General features: G+C 36.5%; 16 protein-coding genes and 1 riboswitch. All 16 genes read left to right on the top strand.

Features of this window, described 5'->3' with window-relative positions; all coding sequences use genetic code 11:
• Positions 1-25: 25 nt before the first annotated feature.
• Complete coding sequence (gene truB, locus DT250_RS12755; protein WP_046957399.1) at positions 26-949, top strand: tRNA pseudouridine(55) synthase TruB; 924 nt, start codon at positions 26-28, stop codon at positions 947-949.
• 43 nt (positions 950-992) lie between these two features.
• Positions 993-1,964, top strand: coding sequence for a bifunctional riboflavin kinase/FAD synthetase (gene ribF / locus DT250_RS12760; protein ID WP_088123292.1), 972 nt, complete (start codon positions 993-995; stop codon positions 1,962-1,964).
• Between the two features lie 100 nt (positions 1,965-2,064).
• Complete coding sequence (gene rpsO, locus DT250_RS12765; protein WP_001229392.1) at positions 2,065-2,334, top strand: 30S ribosomal protein S15; 270 nt, start codon at positions 2,065-2,067, stop codon at positions 2,332-2,334.
• Between the two features lie 160 nt (positions 2,335-2,494).
• On the top strand, positions 2,495-4,633 hold the full coding sequence (gene pnp / locus DT250_RS12770) for a polyribonucleotide nucleotidyltransferase (RefSeq protein ID WP_046957398.1): 2,139 nt from the start codon (positions 2,495-2,497) through the stop codon (positions 4,631-4,633).
• Between the two features lie 152 nt (positions 4,634-4,785).
• Positions 4,786-5,685, top strand: a complete 900-nt coding sequence (locus tag DT250_RS12775) for a polysaccharide deacetylase family protein (protein WP_088064282.1) — start codon at positions 4,786-4,788, stop codon at positions 5,683-5,685.
• Positions 5,686-5,771: 86 nt separating this feature from the next.
• Positions 5,772-7,013, top strand: coding sequence for a M16 family metallopeptidase (locus DT250_RS12780; protein WP_000593006.1), 1,242 nt, complete (start codon positions 5,772-5,774; stop codon positions 7,011-7,013).
• Positions 7,014-7,142: 129 nt separating this feature from the next.
• Positions 7,143-7,394, top strand: coding sequence for a YlmC/YmxH family sporulation protein (locus DT250_RS12785; protein ID WP_001239751.1), 252 nt, complete (start codon positions 7,143-7,145; stop codon positions 7,392-7,394).
• A gap of 273 nt (positions 7,395-7,667) precedes the next feature.
• A complete protein-coding gene (gene dpaA / locus DT250_RS12790) occupies positions 7,668-8,570 on the top strand; it encodes a dipicolinic acid synthetase subunit A (protein ID WP_000954740.1) in 903 nt (300 codons plus the stop codon).
• Positions 8,567-9,166 carry a dipicolinate synthase subunit B gene (gene dpaB, locus DT250_RS12795; RefSeq protein ID WP_001049480.1) on the top strand — a complete coding sequence of 200 codons (600 nt, stop codon included), beginning with the start codon at positions 8,567-8,569 and terminating at the stop codon, positions 9,164-9,166. Before dpaA ends, dpaB begins: the two co-directional genes overlap by 4 nt.
• A 150-nt stretch (positions 9,167-9,316) precedes the next feature.
• Positions 9,317-10,363, top strand: a complete 1,047-nt coding sequence (gene asd / locus DT250_RS12800; RefSeq protein WP_000414854.1) for an aspartate-semialdehyde dehydrogenase — start codon at positions 9,317-9,319, stop codon at positions 10,361-10,363.
• A 23-nt stretch (positions 10,364-10,386) separates the two neighbouring features.
• Positions 10,387-11,619, top strand: coding sequence for an aspartate kinase (gene dapG / locus DT250_RS12805; protein WP_149213092.1), 1,233 nt, complete (start codon positions 10,387-10,389; stop codon positions 11,617-11,619).
• An 11-nt stretch (positions 11,620-11,630) separates the two neighbouring features.
• Positions 11,631-12,509: a 4-hydroxy-tetrahydrodipicolinate synthase gene (dapA, locus tag DT250_RS12810; RefSeq protein WP_000564777.1), complete on the top strand. Its 879-nt coding sequence runs from the start codon at positions 11,631-11,633 to the stop codon at positions 12,507-12,509.
• A 758-nt stretch (positions 12,510-13,267) separates the two neighbouring features.
• Entirely contained in the window at positions 13,268-14,938 is a 1,671-nt protein-coding gene (locus DT250_RS12820; protein WP_000823079.1) for a ribonuclease J, read from the top strand.
• 104 nt (positions 14,939-15,042) lie between these two features.
• Positions 15,043-15,792, top strand: coding sequence for a translocation-enhancing protein TepA (gene tepA / locus DT250_RS12825; RefSeq protein WP_000139829.1), 750 nt, complete (start codon positions 15,043-15,045; stop codon positions 15,790-15,792).
• Positions 15,789-15,992 carry a YlzJ-like family protein gene (locus DT250_RS12830; protein ID WP_000605020.1) on the top strand — a complete coding sequence of 68 codons (204 nt, stop codon included), beginning with the start codon at positions 15,789-15,791 and terminating at the stop codon, positions 15,990-15,992. Before tepA ends, DT250_RS12830 begins: the two co-directional genes overlap by 4 nt.
• A 212-nt stretch (positions 15,993-16,204) precedes the next feature.
• Positions 16,205-18,589 (top strand): DNA translocase FtsK, encoded by a 2,385-nt coding sequence (locus DT250_RS12835; protein ID WP_097906543.1) that lies wholly within the window; start codon positions 16,205-16,207, stop codon positions 18,587-18,589.
• Positions 18,590-18,792: 203 nt separating this feature from the next.
• A riboswitch (purine riboswitch) is annotated at positions 18,793-18,894 on the top strand.
• Positions 18,895-18,970: the final 76 nt, after the last annotated feature.

The following is an 18,970-nucleotide window of genomic DNA, read 5'->3' on the forward strand; positions in this document are numbered from 1 at the left end:
AAGAATTATGATGAGGTGAACATAAATGGAAGGTGTAGTATTATTACATAAGCCAAAAGGCATGACATCACATGATTGTGTATTTAAATTAAGAAAGATATTGCGTGAGAAACGAATTGGTCATACAGGAACATTAGATCCAGATGTAACAGGAGTATTACCTATTTGTGTAGGACGAGCAACGAAGATTGCACAATTTTTAACAAGTGAGACGAAAACATATGAAGGTGAAGTAACACTTGGATTTTCAACGACAACTGAAGATGCTTCTGGTGAAGTTGTTGAAAGGAAAAATGTAGATCGTGTTATTACTCGTAAGGAAGTAGAAGGGGCTCTTGCTGCATTAACAGGTACGATTGAACAAATGCCTCCGATGTTTTCAGCTGTAAAAGTTAACGGAAAAAAATTATATGAATATGCAAGAGCAGGACAAGAAGTTGAACGTCCAGTTCGTACAATTACAATTCATGAATTTGTATTACTAGATGACCGTGAAGTGTTTGAGGGAGAAAATATTTCATTCCGTTTCCGTGTAACGTGTAGTAAAGGGACATATGTAAGAACGTTAGCAGTAATGATTGGTGAAAAACTTGGTTTCCCATCACATATGTCTCACCTTGTAAGAACAGCTTCTGGTGAGTTTTTATTAGAAGATTGCATATCATTTGAAGAAATTGAAGAAAACGTGCAAAATGGAACAGTAGAGTCTATCTTCATTTCAATTGATGAAGCATTAAGTAAGTTTCCGAAAATGGTTGTAGATGAAAAGCAAGCAGAGAAAATAAAGAATGGTATGTTCTTAAAAAATGAATTGCAAATAACGGCGCCATTTATAACAGTGTTTGATACAAATAATCGTTGCCTTGCAATTTATGAGCACCATCCAAAACACCCTGGTATGCTAAAGCCGATGAAAGTACTTGTGAATAATCAAGAACTAAAGCTATAATGAATTATTGGAAGGATTATTACAGAAAAAGGTGAATTCAAGCGTGAAACTTATTCATTTAACTCATCCACATGAACAAAATAAATTAGAATTACCACCTACTGTAATGGCATTAGGATTTTTTGATGGCATTCATTTAGGACATCAATGTGTGATTCGAACTGCGAAACAAATAGCTGATGAACGAGGATATAAAAGTGCAGTTATGACATTTTATCCGCACCCATCTGTTGTTTTAGGAAAAAAGGAAGCGCATGCGGAGTATATTACACCAATGTGTGATAAAGAAAAAATAGTCGAAAACTTAGGGATCGATATATTATATGTTATTAAATTTGATGAATCGTTTGCAGGCTTATTGCCACAACAATTTGTAGATGATTATATTATTGGTTTGAATGTAAAGCATGTAGTAGCAGGGTTTGATTATTCATATGGACGTTTAGGAAAAGGAAAGATGGAGACTTTACCATTTCATGCAAGAGGGGAGTTTACACAGACTGTGATTGAAAAAGTTGAATTTCAAGAAGAGAAAGTAAGTTCTACAGCATTACGAAAGTTAATTCGAAATGGCGAAATGGAACAAATTCCATCTATTTTAGGTAGAGCATATACAGTAGGGGGAACAGTTGTACACGGTGATAAGCGTGGACGTCAAATTGGTTTTCCCACAGCTAATATAGGTTTAAGTGATGAGTATCTATTACCACCTGTAGGTGTTTATGCAGTGAGATTAAAAGTTCACGATGAATGGTACGATGGTGTATGTAATATTGGATATAAACCAACTTTTAAAGAAGATGAGCGTCAATTATCTATTGAAGTGCACTTATTTGAATTTAACAAAGACATATATGATCAAAATGTTACAGTAGAGTGGCATATGCGTATAAGAGAAGAAAAGAAATTCAATGGCATCGATGAGTTAGTTGAACAAATTGCAAAAGATAAGAAAATAGCACAAGAATATTTTGCGAACGAAAAGAATATACTTGCTTTTTCAAATGAAAAGTAGTATTCTATGTTATGTACTTTATGACAACCATTGCTTGGCATTGCGACTCACCGACGCTTGCTAGGTAATTGGGGGTTTAATTAATAGGAGGTGAAATAGGATGGCTTTAACACAAGAGCGTAAAAATGAAATCATTGCACAATTTAGAACTCATGAGACTGATACTGGTTCTCCAGAGGTTCAAATTGCTGTCCTAACGGAGCAAATTAACACTCTAAACGAGCACTTACGTACTCACAAGAAAGATCATCATTCACGTCGTGGTCTATTAAAGATGGTTGGTAAACGTCGTAACTTACTAACTTACCTTCGTAATAGCGATATCACACGTTACCGTGAATTAATCACAAAGCTTGGCTTACGTCGATAGTCAAAGAAGCGGGAATATTCCCGCTTTTTTGTTAGGTAAAAATATATCTTCTACCCTTTATAGCTTACTTCATTTTCGGTAATACTAGAGGTAGAATATTGTGATATACTATCCATTTACATAGAAGAATTGAATACTTTAAATTGAGAGGGGTACTTAAATGAGTCAAGAAAAGCAAGTCTTCTCGATAGATTTAGCTGGTCGCCAGCTAACAGTTGAAACAAGTCAGCTTGCGAAGCAAGCGAACGGAGCAGTATTAGTAAGATATGGCGATACAGCGGTTCTATCTACAGCAACTGCATCAAAAGAACCAAAAAATGTAGATTTCTTCCCACTTACAGTAAATTATGAAGAGCGTTTATATGCAGTCGGAAAAATTCCTGGCGGTTTCATTAAACGTGAAGGTCGTCCGAGTGAAAAAGCAATTTTGGCAAGTCGTTTAATCGACCGTCCAATTCGTCCGCTTTTCGCAGATGGTTTCCGTAACGAAGTACAAGTTGTCAGCATAGTAATGAGTGTTGATCAAGATTGTTCTTCTGAAATGGCAGCTATGCTAGGTTCTTCATTAGCGTTATCGATTTCAGATATTCCATTTGAAGGCCCAATCGCGGGTGCAACAGTTGGTCGTATTAACGGCGAATTCGTTATTAATCCAACAGTAGAACAGCAAGAACAAAGTGATATTCACCTTGTTGTAGCTGGTACGAAAGATGCAATTAACATGGTTGAAGCAGGAGCAGATCAAGTGCCTGAAGAAACAATGTTAGAAGCAATTATGTTTGGACATGACGAAATTAAACGTCTAATTGCATTCCAAGAAGAGATTGTACAAGCTGTAGGTAAAGAGAAATCAGAAGTGAAACTTTATGAAGTTGACGCTGATCTTAATCAAGCTGTACGTGAAATGTCTGAGAAGGATATGCATTCTGCAATTCAAGTACATGAAAAACATGCACGTGAAGATGCAATTAACGAAGTGAAAAAGCGTGTAATTGAGCATTACGAAGCGCAGGAAGCTGACGCTGATACATTAGGACAAGTAAGTGAGATTTTATATAAAATTGTAAAAGAAGAAGTACGTCGTCTTATTACAGTTGAAAAAATCCGCCCAGATGGCCGTAAAGGTGACGAAATCCGTCCATTAGCATCAGAGGTTGGTATTTTATCTCGTACACACGGTTCTGGTTTATTCACACGTGGACAAACACAAGCATTAAGTATTTGTACATTAGGTGCATTAGGCGATGTACAAATTTTAGATGGTCTTGGTGTAGAAGAATCAAAACGTTTTATGCACCATTACAATTTCCCATCATTTAGTGTTGGTGAAACAAGACCGATGCGTGGACCAGGTCGTCGTGAAATTGGTCACGGTGCACTAGGAGAACGTGCTCTTGAGCCTGTAATTCCATCTGAAAAAGATTTCCCATATACAGTACGTCTTGTATCTGAAGTTTTAGAATCAAATGGTTCTACTTCACAAGCAAGTATTTGTGGTAGTACTTTAGCAATGATGGATGCTGGTGTTCCGCTTAAAGCTCCAGTTGCAGGTATTGCAATGGGTCTAGTTAAAACTGGTGAGCATTACACAATTTTATCTGATATTCAAGGTATGGAAGATCATTTAGGTGATATGGACTTTAAAGTAGCAGGTACAGCAAAAGGTGTAACTGCACTGCAAATGGACATTAAAATAGATGGTCTATCTCGTGAAATTTTAGAAGAGGCATTACAACAAGCGAAAGTTGGTCGTGTGCACATTCTAAATCATATGTTATCTGTTATTGCAGAGCCACGTACTGAATTATCAGCTTATGCTCCAAAGATTATTACAATGACAATTAACCCAGATAAAATCCGTGACGTTATTGGGCCGAGCGGTAAACAAATCAATAAAATTATTGAAGAAACTGGCGTTAAAATTGACATCGAGCAAGATGGTACAGTATTCATTTCTTCAATAAATCAAGAAATGAATGACAAAGCTAAGAAAATTATCGAAGATATCGTTCGCGAAGTACAAGTAGGTGAAATCTACGAAGGAAAAGTGAAACGTGTTGAGAAATTCGGTGCTTTCGTTGAATTATTCAGCGGTAAAGACGGATTAGTTCACATTTCTGAACTTGCACTTGAGCGTGTAGGTAAAGTAGAAGACGTTGTGAAAATCGGTGATGTAATTACAGTTAAAGTTATCGAGATTGACAAGCAAGGTCGCGTGAATCTATCTAGAAAAGTATTGCTAAAAGAAGAGCAAGAAAAAGAAGCTGCTAAAGAAGAAAACAAACAAGAGCAGCAATAAGTAAAAGCCAGTTAAACTGGCTTTTTTTGTTATATAAAAAATATGATTTACATATATTTTTATGTCAGTATAGGTATAGTTTTCATTATAACGCTCAAATTAACAAAGATAAGAAGAAAAAAGGTTTTTATATAGTTAATGGGAGGGTTTATATGAAAGCTCGTGTATTGGCATACATATGTATATTCTTTTTATATGTCAGTGTAGGCTCTTATTCCGTTTTTGCACAGGATAACTTATATGAAGAAATTCAAAAACATGCAAAACAATATGAGATTGCACCTCAAAATGCGATGATTGATAAGATATGGAAATCAACACCAGGATATAATGGAAGACAAGTTGATATCGAAGCATCCTATAATAATATGAAGAAACTAAAGAAATTTGATCAAAGAAATCTTGAATTCAAGGAAGTATCACCGAGTGTCCACTTAGAAGATTTATCACCAGCCCCAATTTATAGGGGACATCCAAATAAAAAGATGGTGGGATTAACAATAAATGTGGCGTGGGGAAACGAGTATTTGCCTCGTATATTAGAAATATTGAAAAAACATGATGTGAAAGCGACTTTCTTTTTAGAAGGACGTTGGGTGAAGGAAAATTTGCGATTTGCCAAAATGATTGTTGATGCAAATCAAGAAGTCGGAAATCATTCTTACACACACCCTAATATGAAAACGCTATCTTCTGATGAAATCCGAGATCAGTTACAAAAAACAAATCGAATGATCGAAGCAGCTACGAATCAAAAGGTAAGATGGTTTGCTCCGCCGAGTGGAAGTTTTCGGGATGAAGTCGTGAAAATTGCAGATGATTTCCAAATGGGAACGATTATGTGGACTGTAGATACAATTGATTGGAAGCGACCTGAGCCAGAGGTACTATTGCAGAGAGTGATGAGAAAAATACATCCAGGTGCTATCGTATTAATGCATCCAACGTCATCTACAGCAGAAGCATTAGATACAATGATTACAAAATTGAAGGAACAAGGATATAAAGTAGGGAATATAACAGAATTACTGGATGAAAAACGTGTGGATTAAATACATTTGCATGACATTCATCCTTAAACTTGTTATCATTAAATAATAGCACTTATTTAGAGAAACTGGCAGTAGGAGGAAAGTTTTTGATTAAAAAATATACTTGTAAAAATGGTGTAAGAATTGTTATGGAGAATATACCAACTGTAAGATCGGTTGCGATTGGTATTTGGATCCATGCGGGATCAAGAAATGAAAATGAAAAAAATAACGGGGTTTCCCACTTTTTAGAGCATATGTTCTTTAAAGGAACAGAAACACGTAGTGCACGCGAAATTGCAGAATCATTTGATAGCATTGGTGGGCAAGTGAATGCTTTTACTTCAAAAGAATACACTTGTTATTATGCAAAAGTGCTAGATGAGCATGCTAAATATGCTTTAGATGTATTAGCAGATATGTTCTTTAATTCAACATTTGATGAGGAAGAACTGAAAAAAGAGAAGAATGTCGTATGTGAAGAAATTAAAATGTACGAAGATGCTCCAGATGATATTGTGCATGATATGTTAACGAAAGCAACATATGAAACGCATCCGCTTGGATATCCTATTTTAGGAACAGAAGAAACGCTTGATACGTTTACAGGTGATACGCTACGCCAATATATCAAGGATCATTACACACCTGAAAATGTCGTTGTTTCAGTTGCAGGAAATATTGATGAAGCCTTTTTACAAACAGTAGAGCAATATTTCGGTAGTTATGAAGGAACAACAAATCGTGAACAAGTACATAGCCCAATTTTCCATTTTAATAAGGTAGCACGTAAAAAGGAAACAGAACAAGCTCATTTATGTTTAGGATATAAAGGCTTACAAATGGGACACGAAGATATTTATAACTTAATTGTATTAAATAACGTTTTAGGCGGTAGTATGAGTAGCCGTTTATTCCAAGAAGTACGTGAGCAACGCGGGTTAGCCTATTCAGTATTTTCTTACCATTCTTCTTATGAAGATACAGGTATGTTAACGCTGTATGGTGGAACAGGTAGCCAACAATTAGATACACTGTATGAAACAATGCAAGAAACATTAGAAACATTGAAAAATACAGGTATTACAGAAAAAGAGCTTATTAATAGTAAAGAGCAATTAAAAGGAAACTTAATGTTAAGTTTAGAAAGTACGAATAGCCGTATGAGCCGTAATGGTAAAAATGAATTGCTACTTCGTAAGCATCGTTCACTTGATGAGATTATTGAAAGTGTAAACACAGTAACAAAAGAAAATGTTGATGAGTTAATTCGTAACATGTTTACAGATGAATTCTCTGCAGCATTAATTAGTCCAGATGGAAAACTTCCAAAAGGAATAAAACTATAATTGCTTTATATGAAGTATGTAAAAATAACCGTATCTCTTTTAAATGAGATACGGTTATTTTTTTTGGATATACAGAATAGGTACTAATTATAGATAACTTAAATTCATAATTCGGTAGGGGGAGAGTGTATGCGATTAAGTGAATTAAGTGGCAAAGAGATTGTAAATTTAGAAAGAGCAGAAAAAATGGGAGTTTTAGGTTATGTTGATTTAGAGATTGATGAGAAGGATGGCCAAATACAGGCTCTTATCATACCGGCTGGGAAATGGGGAGGTTTTAAAAAGGAACCACAAGAAGTAAGAGTCACGTGGAGCCAAATTAAGAAAGTAGGGCACGATATGATCCTTTGTGATATTACGGATCATTCAAATTCGAAGTGAAAGGTGGCCATTTTGGTCATCTTTTTTTGTTCATTCTCCTCTGAGTAAAAGCTCACATGAATCGAGCGTTTACCGGAAATCAATTTCCCGTATAATGTCCTCTCATATGTCGAATGTTGAGATGGAAGTCTAACTGCATACAAATAGCGGGATAAATCATACGTGCTTTTGTTTTTCAATCACCTAAACCTCGTACATTACATATGATGTGGAGGAAAAAGAAAAAGTAGGCACTTTTCTTATAAATGACAGAAAAAGAAGGTGAATTAGGGAATGTTGACTGAGATGCATATTGCTGTCATAGGAGGAGATGCAAGACAGCTAGAAGTAATTCGCAAGCTAGTTGAATTGGATGCGAAACTTTCATTGATAGGGTTTGATCAGTTAGATCATGGCTTCACAGGGGCAGCAAAAGAAAGTATACAAAATTTAGATTTCACTTCTGTAGATGCAATTATTTTGCCAGTTGCAGGTACAAATGCCAAGGGAGAAGTAGATACTATTTTTTCAAACGAAAAAGTTTCTATAACGAAAGAACAAATTGAAAATACACCAGAACACTTTACTATATATTCAGGTATTGGTACGCCTTACTTGGAAAATCTCGTATCTACTACAAACCGCAAACTTGTTAAATTATTTGATCGTGATGATGTGGCAATCTACAATTCTATACCAACTGTAGAAGGTACATTAATGATGGTAATTCAACATACCGACTATACAATTCATGGTTCCAATGTAATGGTTTTAGGATTTGGTAGAACAGGGATGAGTGTTGCCAGAGCATTTCAATCATTAGGAGCCCATGTCAAAGTTGGAGCAAGACGATCGGAACATATTGCACGTATTACAGAAATGATGTTTTCTCCTTTTCATATGCAAAATATTGAGAAAGAAGTAGGAAATATCGATATTGTCATTAATACAATTCCGCATCTCGTCGTGACAGCGAATGTTATTTCGAAAATGCCGGCTCATACGTTAGTAATTGATTTAGCTTCTAAACCAGGCGGTACCGACTTTAGATATGCGGAAAAAAGAGGAGTCAAAGCGCTGTTAGCACCTGGATTACCAGGTATTGTTGCTCCAAAAACAGCAGGACAAATTTTAGCGAACGTTCTTTCTCAGTTACTAGCAGAAGACGTAATAGCAAGAAAGGAGAATGGGGAATGAATTTAAAAGGGAAAAGAATAGGGTTTGGTTTTACTGGTTCACATTGTACGTACGAAGAAGTAATGCCTCATTTAGAAAAATTAATTGCTGAGGGAGCAGAAGTACGCCCCGTTGTTTCTTACACTGTTCAATCAACAAACACGAGATTTGGAGAAGGAGCAGAGTGGATTAAAAAGATTGAAGAAGTAACAGGATTTAAAGCAATTAATTCAATCGTTGGCGCAGAACCACTAGGACCTAAAATTCCACTAGATTGTATGGTAATTGCACCACTAACAGGAAATTCTATGAGTAAATTTGCAAATGCAATGACAGACTCTCCAGTACTAATGGCAGCGAAAGCGACGTTAAGAAATGGCAAGCCTGTCGTATTGGCTGTTTCGACGAATGATGCTTTAGGGCTGAATGGAGTAAATCTCATGCGCCTAATGGCAACAAAAAACATCTACTTCGTCCCATTCGGTCAAGATGCACCAGAGAAAAAACCAAACTCCATGGTAGCTCGCATGGAGCTGCTGGAAGATACAGTATTAGAAGCGCTGCAAGGGAAGCAATTGCAGCCGGTTGTCGTAGAAAAATTCAGATATATGAATTAAAAAACGAAAAAAAACGGACAATTTTTGATGAAACCATCATTCTTACTGTAGAATATGATAAAATTAACGTTATTAAGATTAGAAGGGGTATTGTATACTCCTTCTAATTCTAAGTTATAGAAGGATTGGTATCTAGAAAGGGGCATAGTGATGGAAAAGCAAAAAACTTTTCATGTCGCTGTAGTTGGAGCAACCGGCGCAGTTGGTGAACAAATGTTAAATACTTTAGAGAAACGAGAATTTCCAATCGGGAAGTTAACGTTACTTTCATCTAAACGATCTGCAGGTAAGAAACTTGTATTTAAAGGCGAAGAATTTACAGTTCAAGAGGCAACTCCTGAAAGTTTTGAAGGAGTAGATATCGCACTATTTAGTGCTGGTGGATCTGTATCAAAACAATTAGCGCCAGAAGCAGCAAAGCGCGGTGCGATTGTTGTTGATAATACAAGTGCATTCCGTATGACAGAAAACGTGCCACTTGTTGTACCTGAAGTAAATGAAAACGACTTAAAAGAACATAATGGTATTATTGCAAATCCAAACTGTTCTACAATTCAAATGGTAGTAGCTCTTGAGCCAGTTCGTCAGCAATATGGTTTAAAACGAGTAATCGTTTCCACATATCAAGCTGTATCAGGTGCTGGTGCGGCAGCGATTGAAGAACTTCATGAACAATCACAAGCAATCTTAAATGGTGAAGAAGTGAAGGCGAATGTTTTACCTGTATCAGGTGATAAGAAACATTTCCAAATTGCTTTCAACGCGATTCCACAGATTGATAAATTCCAAGATAATGGATTTACGTTTGAAGAAATGAAAATGATTAATGAAACGAAAAAAATTATGCATATGCCTGAATTAGAAGTAGCGGCAACATGTGTACGTTTACCAGTTGTATCAGGTCACTCAGAGTCTGTTTACATCGAAGTAGAAAAAGAAGGTGTAACAGTAGAAGAATTCAAGAGCTTACTTGCAAATGCGGAAGGTATCGTTCTGCAAGATAATCCAGAAGAGCAGTTATATCCAATGCCAGCTACTGCAGTAGGTAAAAACGAAGTATTCGTTGGAAGAATCCGTAAAGATTTAAATAACGATAAAGGATTCCATCTTTGGGTCGTATCTGATAACTTATTAAAAGGCGCTGCATGGAATTCTGTTCAAATTGCAGAGCGCTTAGTAAAATTACAATTAGTGTAAACGGCTAAGAGAAGGTGCAAAATATGAAAATTATTGTTCAAAAATTTGGTGGCACATCCGTACGTGATGAAAATGGACGTAAGCATGCGCTTCATCATATAAAAAAATCGCTAGATGCGGGTTATAAAGTAGTTACTGTCGTATCTGCTATGGGCCGTAAAGGTGAACCATATGCAACTGATACTTTGTTAAGTCTTGTAAATCAAGAGGAATCTCGCATTTCTAATCGTGAGCAAGATTTATTATTATCATGCGGAGAATTAATCTCAGCAATCGTCTTCTCTAACATGTTAAATGAGAACGGTATAAAAGCAGCGGCATTAAATGGTGCACAAGCTGGTTTTGTAACAAATGATGATTTTACAAATGCTAAGATTATTGAAATGAACTGCGATCGTATACATGAAGAGCTAGAAAATGTAGATGTAATCGTCGTTACAGGATTCCAAGGACAAACGAAAAAAGGTGATACGACAACACTTGGACGCGGAGGTAGCGATACTTCAGCTTCTGCATTAGGTGTTGCGCTTCATGCTGAATTTATTGATATCTTTACAGATGTAGAAGGTGTTATGACTGCGGATCCTCGCATTGTAAAAGATGCACGTCATCTTCAAACGGTAACATACAATGAAATTTGTAACATGGCATATCAAGGTGCAAAAGTCGTTCATCCACGTGCAGTTGAAATTGCGATGCATGCCAAAGTACCACTTCGTGTACGTTCTACGTATTCTGATAGTGAAGGTACGCTGATTTCAGCATCGGACGGTGCGACAAAAGGCCGTGATGTAGAAGAACGTCCTGTTACAGGTATCGCTCATGTATCAAATGTGACGCAAATTAAAGTGCTTGCAAAAGAAACAGCATATGATTTGCAACAGCATGTGTTTAAAGAAATGGCGAATGAAGGAATCAGTGTCGATTTAATTAACATTTCACCTACTGGGGTAGCTTATACGGTGAGTGATAATGTATCAAGTCGTGCAGTTGAATTATTAAAAAACCTTGGATATGAGCCAATTGTGACAGAGCATTGTGCAAAAGTATCTATTGTAGGAGCTGGAATGGCAGGGTACCCAGGGGTTACTGCGAAAATCGTTACAGCTTTAGCGGAAAAAGGTATTCAAATTTTGCAATCGGCAGATAGTCATACGACAATTTGGGTTCTTGTAAAAGAAACTGATTTAGTGGAGGCTGTAAATGCATTACATAGTGCGTTTGAGCTTTCAAAAGAAAAGCAACTGGAACAATAAGGAGTGAGACCATGATAGATTTTGGGACAATTGCAACCGCGATGGTAACTCCGTTTGATAAAAACGGAAATATCGATTTTGCGAAGACAACGAAATTGGTAAATTATTTAATAGATAACGGTACAACAGCAATCGTGGTAGGAGGAACGACAGGAGAATCTCCTACATTAACTTCAGAAGAAAAAGTAGCGTTATATCGCCATGTCGTATCTGTTGTCGATAAAAGGGTGCCCGTAATCGCTGGAACAGGTAGTAATAATACGCATGCTTCTATTGACTTAACTAAAAAGGCAACAGAGGTTGGTGTTGATGCAGTAATGCTAGTAGCACCGTATTATAACAAACCGAGTCAAGAAGGAATGTATCAGCACTTTAAAGCAATTGCTGAAAGCACGCCGCTTCCGGTTATGCTATATAACGTTCCAGGACGATCTATTGTACAAATCTCCGTTGATACAGTTGTTCGTTTATCAGAAATAGAAAACATTGTTGCGATTAAAGATGCAGGCGGCGATGTGTTAACAATGACAGAAATCATTGAAAAAACAGCGGACGACTTTGCAGTATACAGCGGTGATGATGGTTTAACGTTACCAGCTATGGCAGTTGGAGCGAAAGGTATCGTTTCTGTAGCATCTCATGTGATTGGAAATGAAATGCAAGAAATGATTGCAGCATTCCAAGCAGGAGAATTTAAAAAGGCGCAAAAATTACATCAATTACTTGTAAGAGTAACGGATTCATTATTTATGGCGCCAAGCCCAACGCCAGTAAAAACAGCGTTACAAATGGTTGGGTTAGATGTAGGTTCTGTACGTTTACCACTTCTTCCATTAACAGAAGAAGAAAGAGTAACGTTACAATCTGTTATGCAATCTATCCCTCGTTAATAAAAAATGACCTAGTGTAGAACTAGGTCATTTTTTTATGGTATGAAAATCTTTGCCGCTCTTTTTTACCTACCATAATACTCCACGTGTTTGATCGCTTTTTCATTATGTATTGCAACATGTACAAGAAAATAATTGTACCCCTTTAAATGAATCAAAAAAACATAGTTATTATAGAATAAACATTTGTATAAACGTAATAAACTATCGATTCTGTTTTTCAGAGGAATTGCCCCAAATGTGACGTGATTCATAAAAAAGCTTCATTTTATAAGTGTTTTTGTTCGATTCTAGAAAAATAAGTCTTGAAAATCCATATAATGAAATAAATTTAGCGTATTTATGGCTATTTCTTCAAAATAATATGGAGTATAAAATCGGAGTAAATATAAAGGAAATACGTTCGATATTTTTGTTGTAATTCCGTTCTTTTACTTTCTCTTTCGCACGATTTAACTTGTGTTCTATTTCTTGTATCAGGTATAATATGGCTAAGTAGCTTAGTACGGGTATGCTTAGCAAAATTGGTAAAAATTATAATTTGATTACATTTTCATATCATATCGAATAAGATATTTGATTTATATAATGAAAGAGAGGTGAAACCTGGTTTAAAAAATAAACAAGGACATGATATCGCATAACGGTAAGGACATTCGTCTTGGACGGTGAATATATGGTGGTTGTAGAGTTTCCCCTGGTGTCTCTGCAATTTTAGTGAAATCAGTGTTTGAAAGATTTTTAAACCAGGCAACAACATGAAGAGAAAAGAGAATGAGTCTGTTAAAGTATTTGCTCTTGGTGGAGTAGGTGAAATCGGGAAAAACATGTACTGTGTTGAAATTGATTCTGAAATCTTTATTGTAGATGCAGGATTAATGTTCCCAGGAGATGAAATGTTTGGAATTGATATCGTTATTCCTGATATTACATATTTAGTGGAAAACCAAGAGCGAGTAAAAGGTTTATTTATTACTCACGGTCATGAAGATCATATTGGTGGAATTGTTTACGTACTTCGTAAATTATCAATTCCAGTGTATGCAACGAAATTAACAGTAGGACTTATACAAGAAAAACTTGGCGAAGCGGGTATGTTAGGCCGTGTAGACTTAAAAACAATCGATTCAAATTCAACAGTAGAGTTTAATACTACAACGGTGTCATTCTTTGGAACGACACATAGTATTCCAGATTCTGTTGGTGTTTGTTTCCATACATCAAAAGGTGCTATCGTATACACGGGAGACTTTAAATTCGATCAAACTCCAATTGGAAATAGTGGAGCAGACCTTGGAAAAATGGCACAAATCGGAAATGAAGGCGTACTGTGCTTATTATCTGATAGTACAAATGCTGAGCGTCCAGGCTATACAGGTTCTGAAAAAGAAGTTGGTGTAGAAATTTCTAAAGTGTTCTACGGCGCAGAAGGACGTATTATCGTTGCTTCATTTGCATCGAATGTACATCGTATTCAACAAGTATTTGATGCAGCTGCTGAAACAGGACGAAAAGTAGCGGTTGTAGGACGTAGTATGGTGAAAGTGGTAGATATCGCAAGACGTCTTGGTTATTTAGATGTTCCAGAAGGTATGGTTATTTCACTACAAGAAGTAGACAATTTCCCAGAGAAAAAGGTAGCTATTTTAACGACAGGTAGCCAAGGTGAACCGATGGCGGCCCTTTCTAGAATGGCGAAGCAAGCTCATAAACAAATTTCAATTCGTAAAGGCGATACGGTTATTATTGCGGCTTCTCCAATTCCGGGTAATGAAATATCTGTATCGAAAATTATTGACTTGTTATTTAGAGCTGGAGCTGATGTTATTTATTACGGTGAAAGAAAAGTTCACGTTTCAGGTCACGGTAGCCAAGAAGAATTAAAGTTAATGTTAAATTTAATGAAACCGAAATATTTTGTACCCGTACATGGTGAGTTCCGTATGCAAAAAGCACATGCATATTTAGCTGAAGATGTAGGTATTGCAAGAGAGAATATCTTTATCGTAGAAAAAGGTGATGTGATTGCTTTTGGTGACGATGACGCAAACTTAGTTGGCAAAGTACAAGCTGGTAATGTGTTAATTGATGGATTAGGTGTAGGTGACGTTGGTAATATCGTTCTTCGAGATAGAAAAATGTTATCTCAAGATGGAATATTAGTAGTTGTTGTAACACTTGGTAAAGATGAAAAGAAAATTATCTCTGGTCCAGAAATCATTTCACGTGGTTTTGTGTATGTTCGTGAATCAGAAGCGTTAATTGACCGCTCTACAGAGATTGTACGTATGATTGTTGAGCAATCGATTAAAGAGTATTCAATTGAATGGTCTATGTTAAAACAAAATATTCGTGAATTATTAGGGCAGTTCTTGTACGAAGAGACAAAGAGAAAACCTATGATTTTACCGATTATTATGGAAGTATAAAAAAGATCACCTTTACGGGTGATCTTTTTTTCTTTTTAAACTCTATCGAATGAAATTTATAACTTAAGAAATAATAGTTATATACGAGTGAAAGGGGATGCGATATGACAGAACGTGATCGTTATACAAATGAAGGGAAAGAGGCTGAGCCGAAAGAAACTGGGAAAGAAGCTTCGATAGTGGAAAAAATTCAACAGCTAGGGCAAACGAATGTACCACAAATGAATGAATCAAGTATTCATTGTTTAACAATCATCGGGCAGGTGGAAGGTCATGTTCAGTTGCCGCCGCAAAATAAAACAACAAAATATGAGCATATTATTCCGCAAATTGTTGCGATAGAACAAAATCCGAAAATTGAAGGTTTGCTTTTAATATTAAACACGGTCGGAGGTGACGTTGAAGCAGGGTTAGCAATTTCTGAGATGGTAGCTTCGCTTTCAAAGCCAACGGTATCACTTGTTCTGGGCGGAGGGCATTCTATCGGTGTACCAATCGCCGTCTCTACGGATTATTCATTTATTGCGGAAACTGCGACGATGACAATTCATCCCATTCGTCTAACAGGTCTTGTTATAGGTGTGCCGCAAACATTTGAGTATTTAGATAAAATGCAAGAAAGAGTCATTCGATTTGTGACGAAGCATTCGAAAGTAACCGAAGATCGTTTTAAAGAACTTATGTTTGCGAAAGGGAATTTGACGCGAGATATTGGGACGAATGTAATTGGTGGCGATGCAGTGAAATATGGTCTTATAGATGATGTCGGTGGTATTGGGAATGCGATTCGAAAACTGAATGAATTAATAGATGCTCGCATGGATAATAGTGCAGAAGGGACAATGTTACAATGATTTTATACACAATTATGCCAGAGCAACTTGTATATCCAGCTGATTATTCGCAATGTGAAAGCCAAAAAGTTGTAAATATAAACGGTGTTGAATTAATGGTTTCTGAAGAAGAACATGGGTGTTATTCTATTGTACGTGTGTTAAGTACGGATCCGCTACACTACTTAGAGTTTGAGCCTGGCCAGAAAATAACCTTTTAGCAAAAAGAAGGATTTTGTTTAGAAGCTATGGTATAATATAAAAAACAAGACGGTTGAGCAGCCATGAGAGGGCTGCTTTCTTCTGTTTATTTAACAATTTACAAGAAGTGTAAAAATAGAAGATATAAGACCTGAAAAAATAGAGAAAACAGACATATAAGTAGTGCTTTTTTAAGGAAGCCCTACTTACATGTAGAACACGAGGTGAAGAAATGGCAAAACAAAAGCAAAGAGGGACGAAGGCAAAAGCAAGACGCACGATAAAGCCAACTTTGTATTATGAAATCGTCGGTTTAACTCTTTTTGCACTTTCAATCATTACGATTTTACAGCTAGGTGTTGTAGGGAAATCGTTTGTGTTATTTTTTCGCTTCTTCTTTGGTGAGTGGTACATAATTGGTGTGTTAGGTGTAATAGCTTTATCGGTTTCGTTTGTTATCAAACGTGGATGGCCGAACCTTTTAAATAAACGGTTAATTGGTTTTTATTTAATAGTATTGGCGATATTAATGTTTAGTCATATTACATTATTTAACCTTCTTACGAAAGATGGAGCAGTGCAAAATACTTCTGTTATTGTGAGTACGAAAGATAACTTCTTTCTTGAAATGAAAAAGGGGCCGGATAGCGTTCATTTAGGCGGTGGTATGTTTGGTGCGCTTATGTTCGCGACGTGTTACTTCTTATTTGACGAAGTAGGAGCTTATATCATTGGCATTATTTTAGTGATTCTCGGCATACTTTGTATAACAAATAAGCATATTGGGGAAGTGCTTGCCCCTGTAGGAAGAATCCTTAGAAGTCAATTTGAAATAATGCAAGGGGATTATAAAGATTGGAGATCCAAAAGGACGGCTGAACAAACAGAAAAGAAAAAAACAACGAGAAGCACAAGGAGTAAACGTGCTGCAGAACAAGAAGAGATTATTGAGCCGATGGAAGAAATCTCAATTGATCCTCCAATTATTTCGAATTTCACTGAGAATTATCCTGTAAATGAAGAAGAGAATAAACGAATTAGCGAAGAACAGGAAGCAGAGTTAATAAATTCACCGTCTATTGAAGAGGCTCCGCCTGTTGAAGAATCTAAGAAAAAGCGTGGAGAAAAGATTGTAGAATCTTTAGAGGCAGAAACAAGTGCCCCGCCAATGCAATTTTCAAATGTAGAAAATAAAGATTACAAGCTTCCTGCACTTGATATATTGAAATTTCCTAAGAATAAGCAAGTTACAAATGAAAATGCAGAAATTTATGAGAATGCTCGTAAATTAGAACGTACATTCCAAAGTTTTGGAGTGAAAGCGAAAGTAACAAAAGTACATAGAGGTCCTGCAGTTACAAAATATGAAGTGTATCCTGATATGGGAGTAAAGGTAAGCAAAATCGTTAGTTTAAGTGATGATTTAGCACTTGCTTTAGCTGCGAAAGACATTCGTATTGAAGCACCTATTCCCGGGAAATCAGCTGTAGGGATTGAAGTTCCGAACTCAGAAGTATCTATGGTAACGCTTAGAGAAGTTCTTGATTCTAAGGCTAATAATCATCCGGAAGAGAAGTTGTTAATTGGTCTTGGACGAGATATTACAGGTGAAGCTGTATTAGCCCGTTTAAATAAAATGCCCCATTTACTAGTAGCTGGTGCGACAGGTAGCGGGAAAAGTGTATGTATTAATGGTATTATTGTTAGTATTTTAATGCGTGCAAAACCACATGAAGTAAAATTAATGATGATTGATCCGAAAATGGTAGAGTTAAATGTATATAACGGTGTTCCGCATTTATTAACACCAGTTGTAACTGATCCGAAAAAAGCATCACAAGCTTTGAAAAAAGTCGTGAGTGAAATGGAACGACGTTATGAATTATTTGCTCATAGTGGCACGCGTAACATTGAAGGATATAATGATCATATTAAAGAACATAATAGTCAATCAGAAGCGAAACAACCGGAATTACCTTATATTGTAGTAATAGTGGACGAGTTAGCCGATTTAATGATGGTTGCTTCATCAGATGTAGAGGATGCGATTATGCGTTTAGCACAAATGGCCCGTGCGGCTGGTATTCATTTAATTATTGCGACGCAGCGTCCATCGGTTGATGTTATTACGGGAGTTATTAAAGCGAATATTCCATCACGTATTGCATTCGCGGTATCTTCTCAAACGGACTCTCGTACAATTCTTGACGGTGGTGGTGCAGAGAAACTGCTAGGTCGTGGAGATATGCTGTTTATACCAATTGGTGCATCGAAGCCTGTACGTGTACAAGGTGCATTTTTATCCGATGATGAAGTTGAGAGAGTTGTAGAGTATGTTATTGGTCAGCAAAAAGCGCAATATCAAGAAGATATGATTCCACAAGATGTTCCTGATACGAAGCAGGAAGTAGAAGATGAATTATATGATGAAGCAGTTCAGCTTGTAGTGGAAATGCAAACAGCATCTGTTTCTATGTTGCAACGTAGGTTTAGAGTAGGTTATACGCGAGCTGCCCGTTTAATTGATGCAATGGAAATGAATGGTGTAGTAGGTCCGTATGAAGGTAGTAAACCACGAGAAGTACTCATTAATGATGTACAAGAAAAAAGTTCATAAAAAAAGCCTAATTGTTTTTACAATTAGGCTTTTTTATATGCTATTTTTGTTATATACTATATTCAGCGATAAAGAAAGGGCTTACATCTAAAGCGATTCTTTAGAATACGAATACTTTGATTATGTTTTTAATGAATGTTCGATATTTAATGTAGAAAAATGTTAAATTTTGTTGACACGTATGGGAGCAAGTGGTAAGATTACTTCGAAAAGAATCACTGCCTCATATAATCTTGGAGATAAGGTCCATAAGTTTCTACCCGGCAACCATGAATTGCTGGACTATGAGGGGAAAAGTGTGTAACAAAGGATGTAAGAGATCTTTGTGCCGAACTTTTTCTCGAAATGAGGAATGTTTATGGTGCGAAGTTTTTTTTATGG

Source organism: Bacillus sp. AR2-1 (assembly GCF_008368755.1).
Lineage (GTDB): Bacteria > Bacillota > Bacilli > Bacillales > Bacillaceae_G > Bacillus_A > Bacillus_A wiedmannii.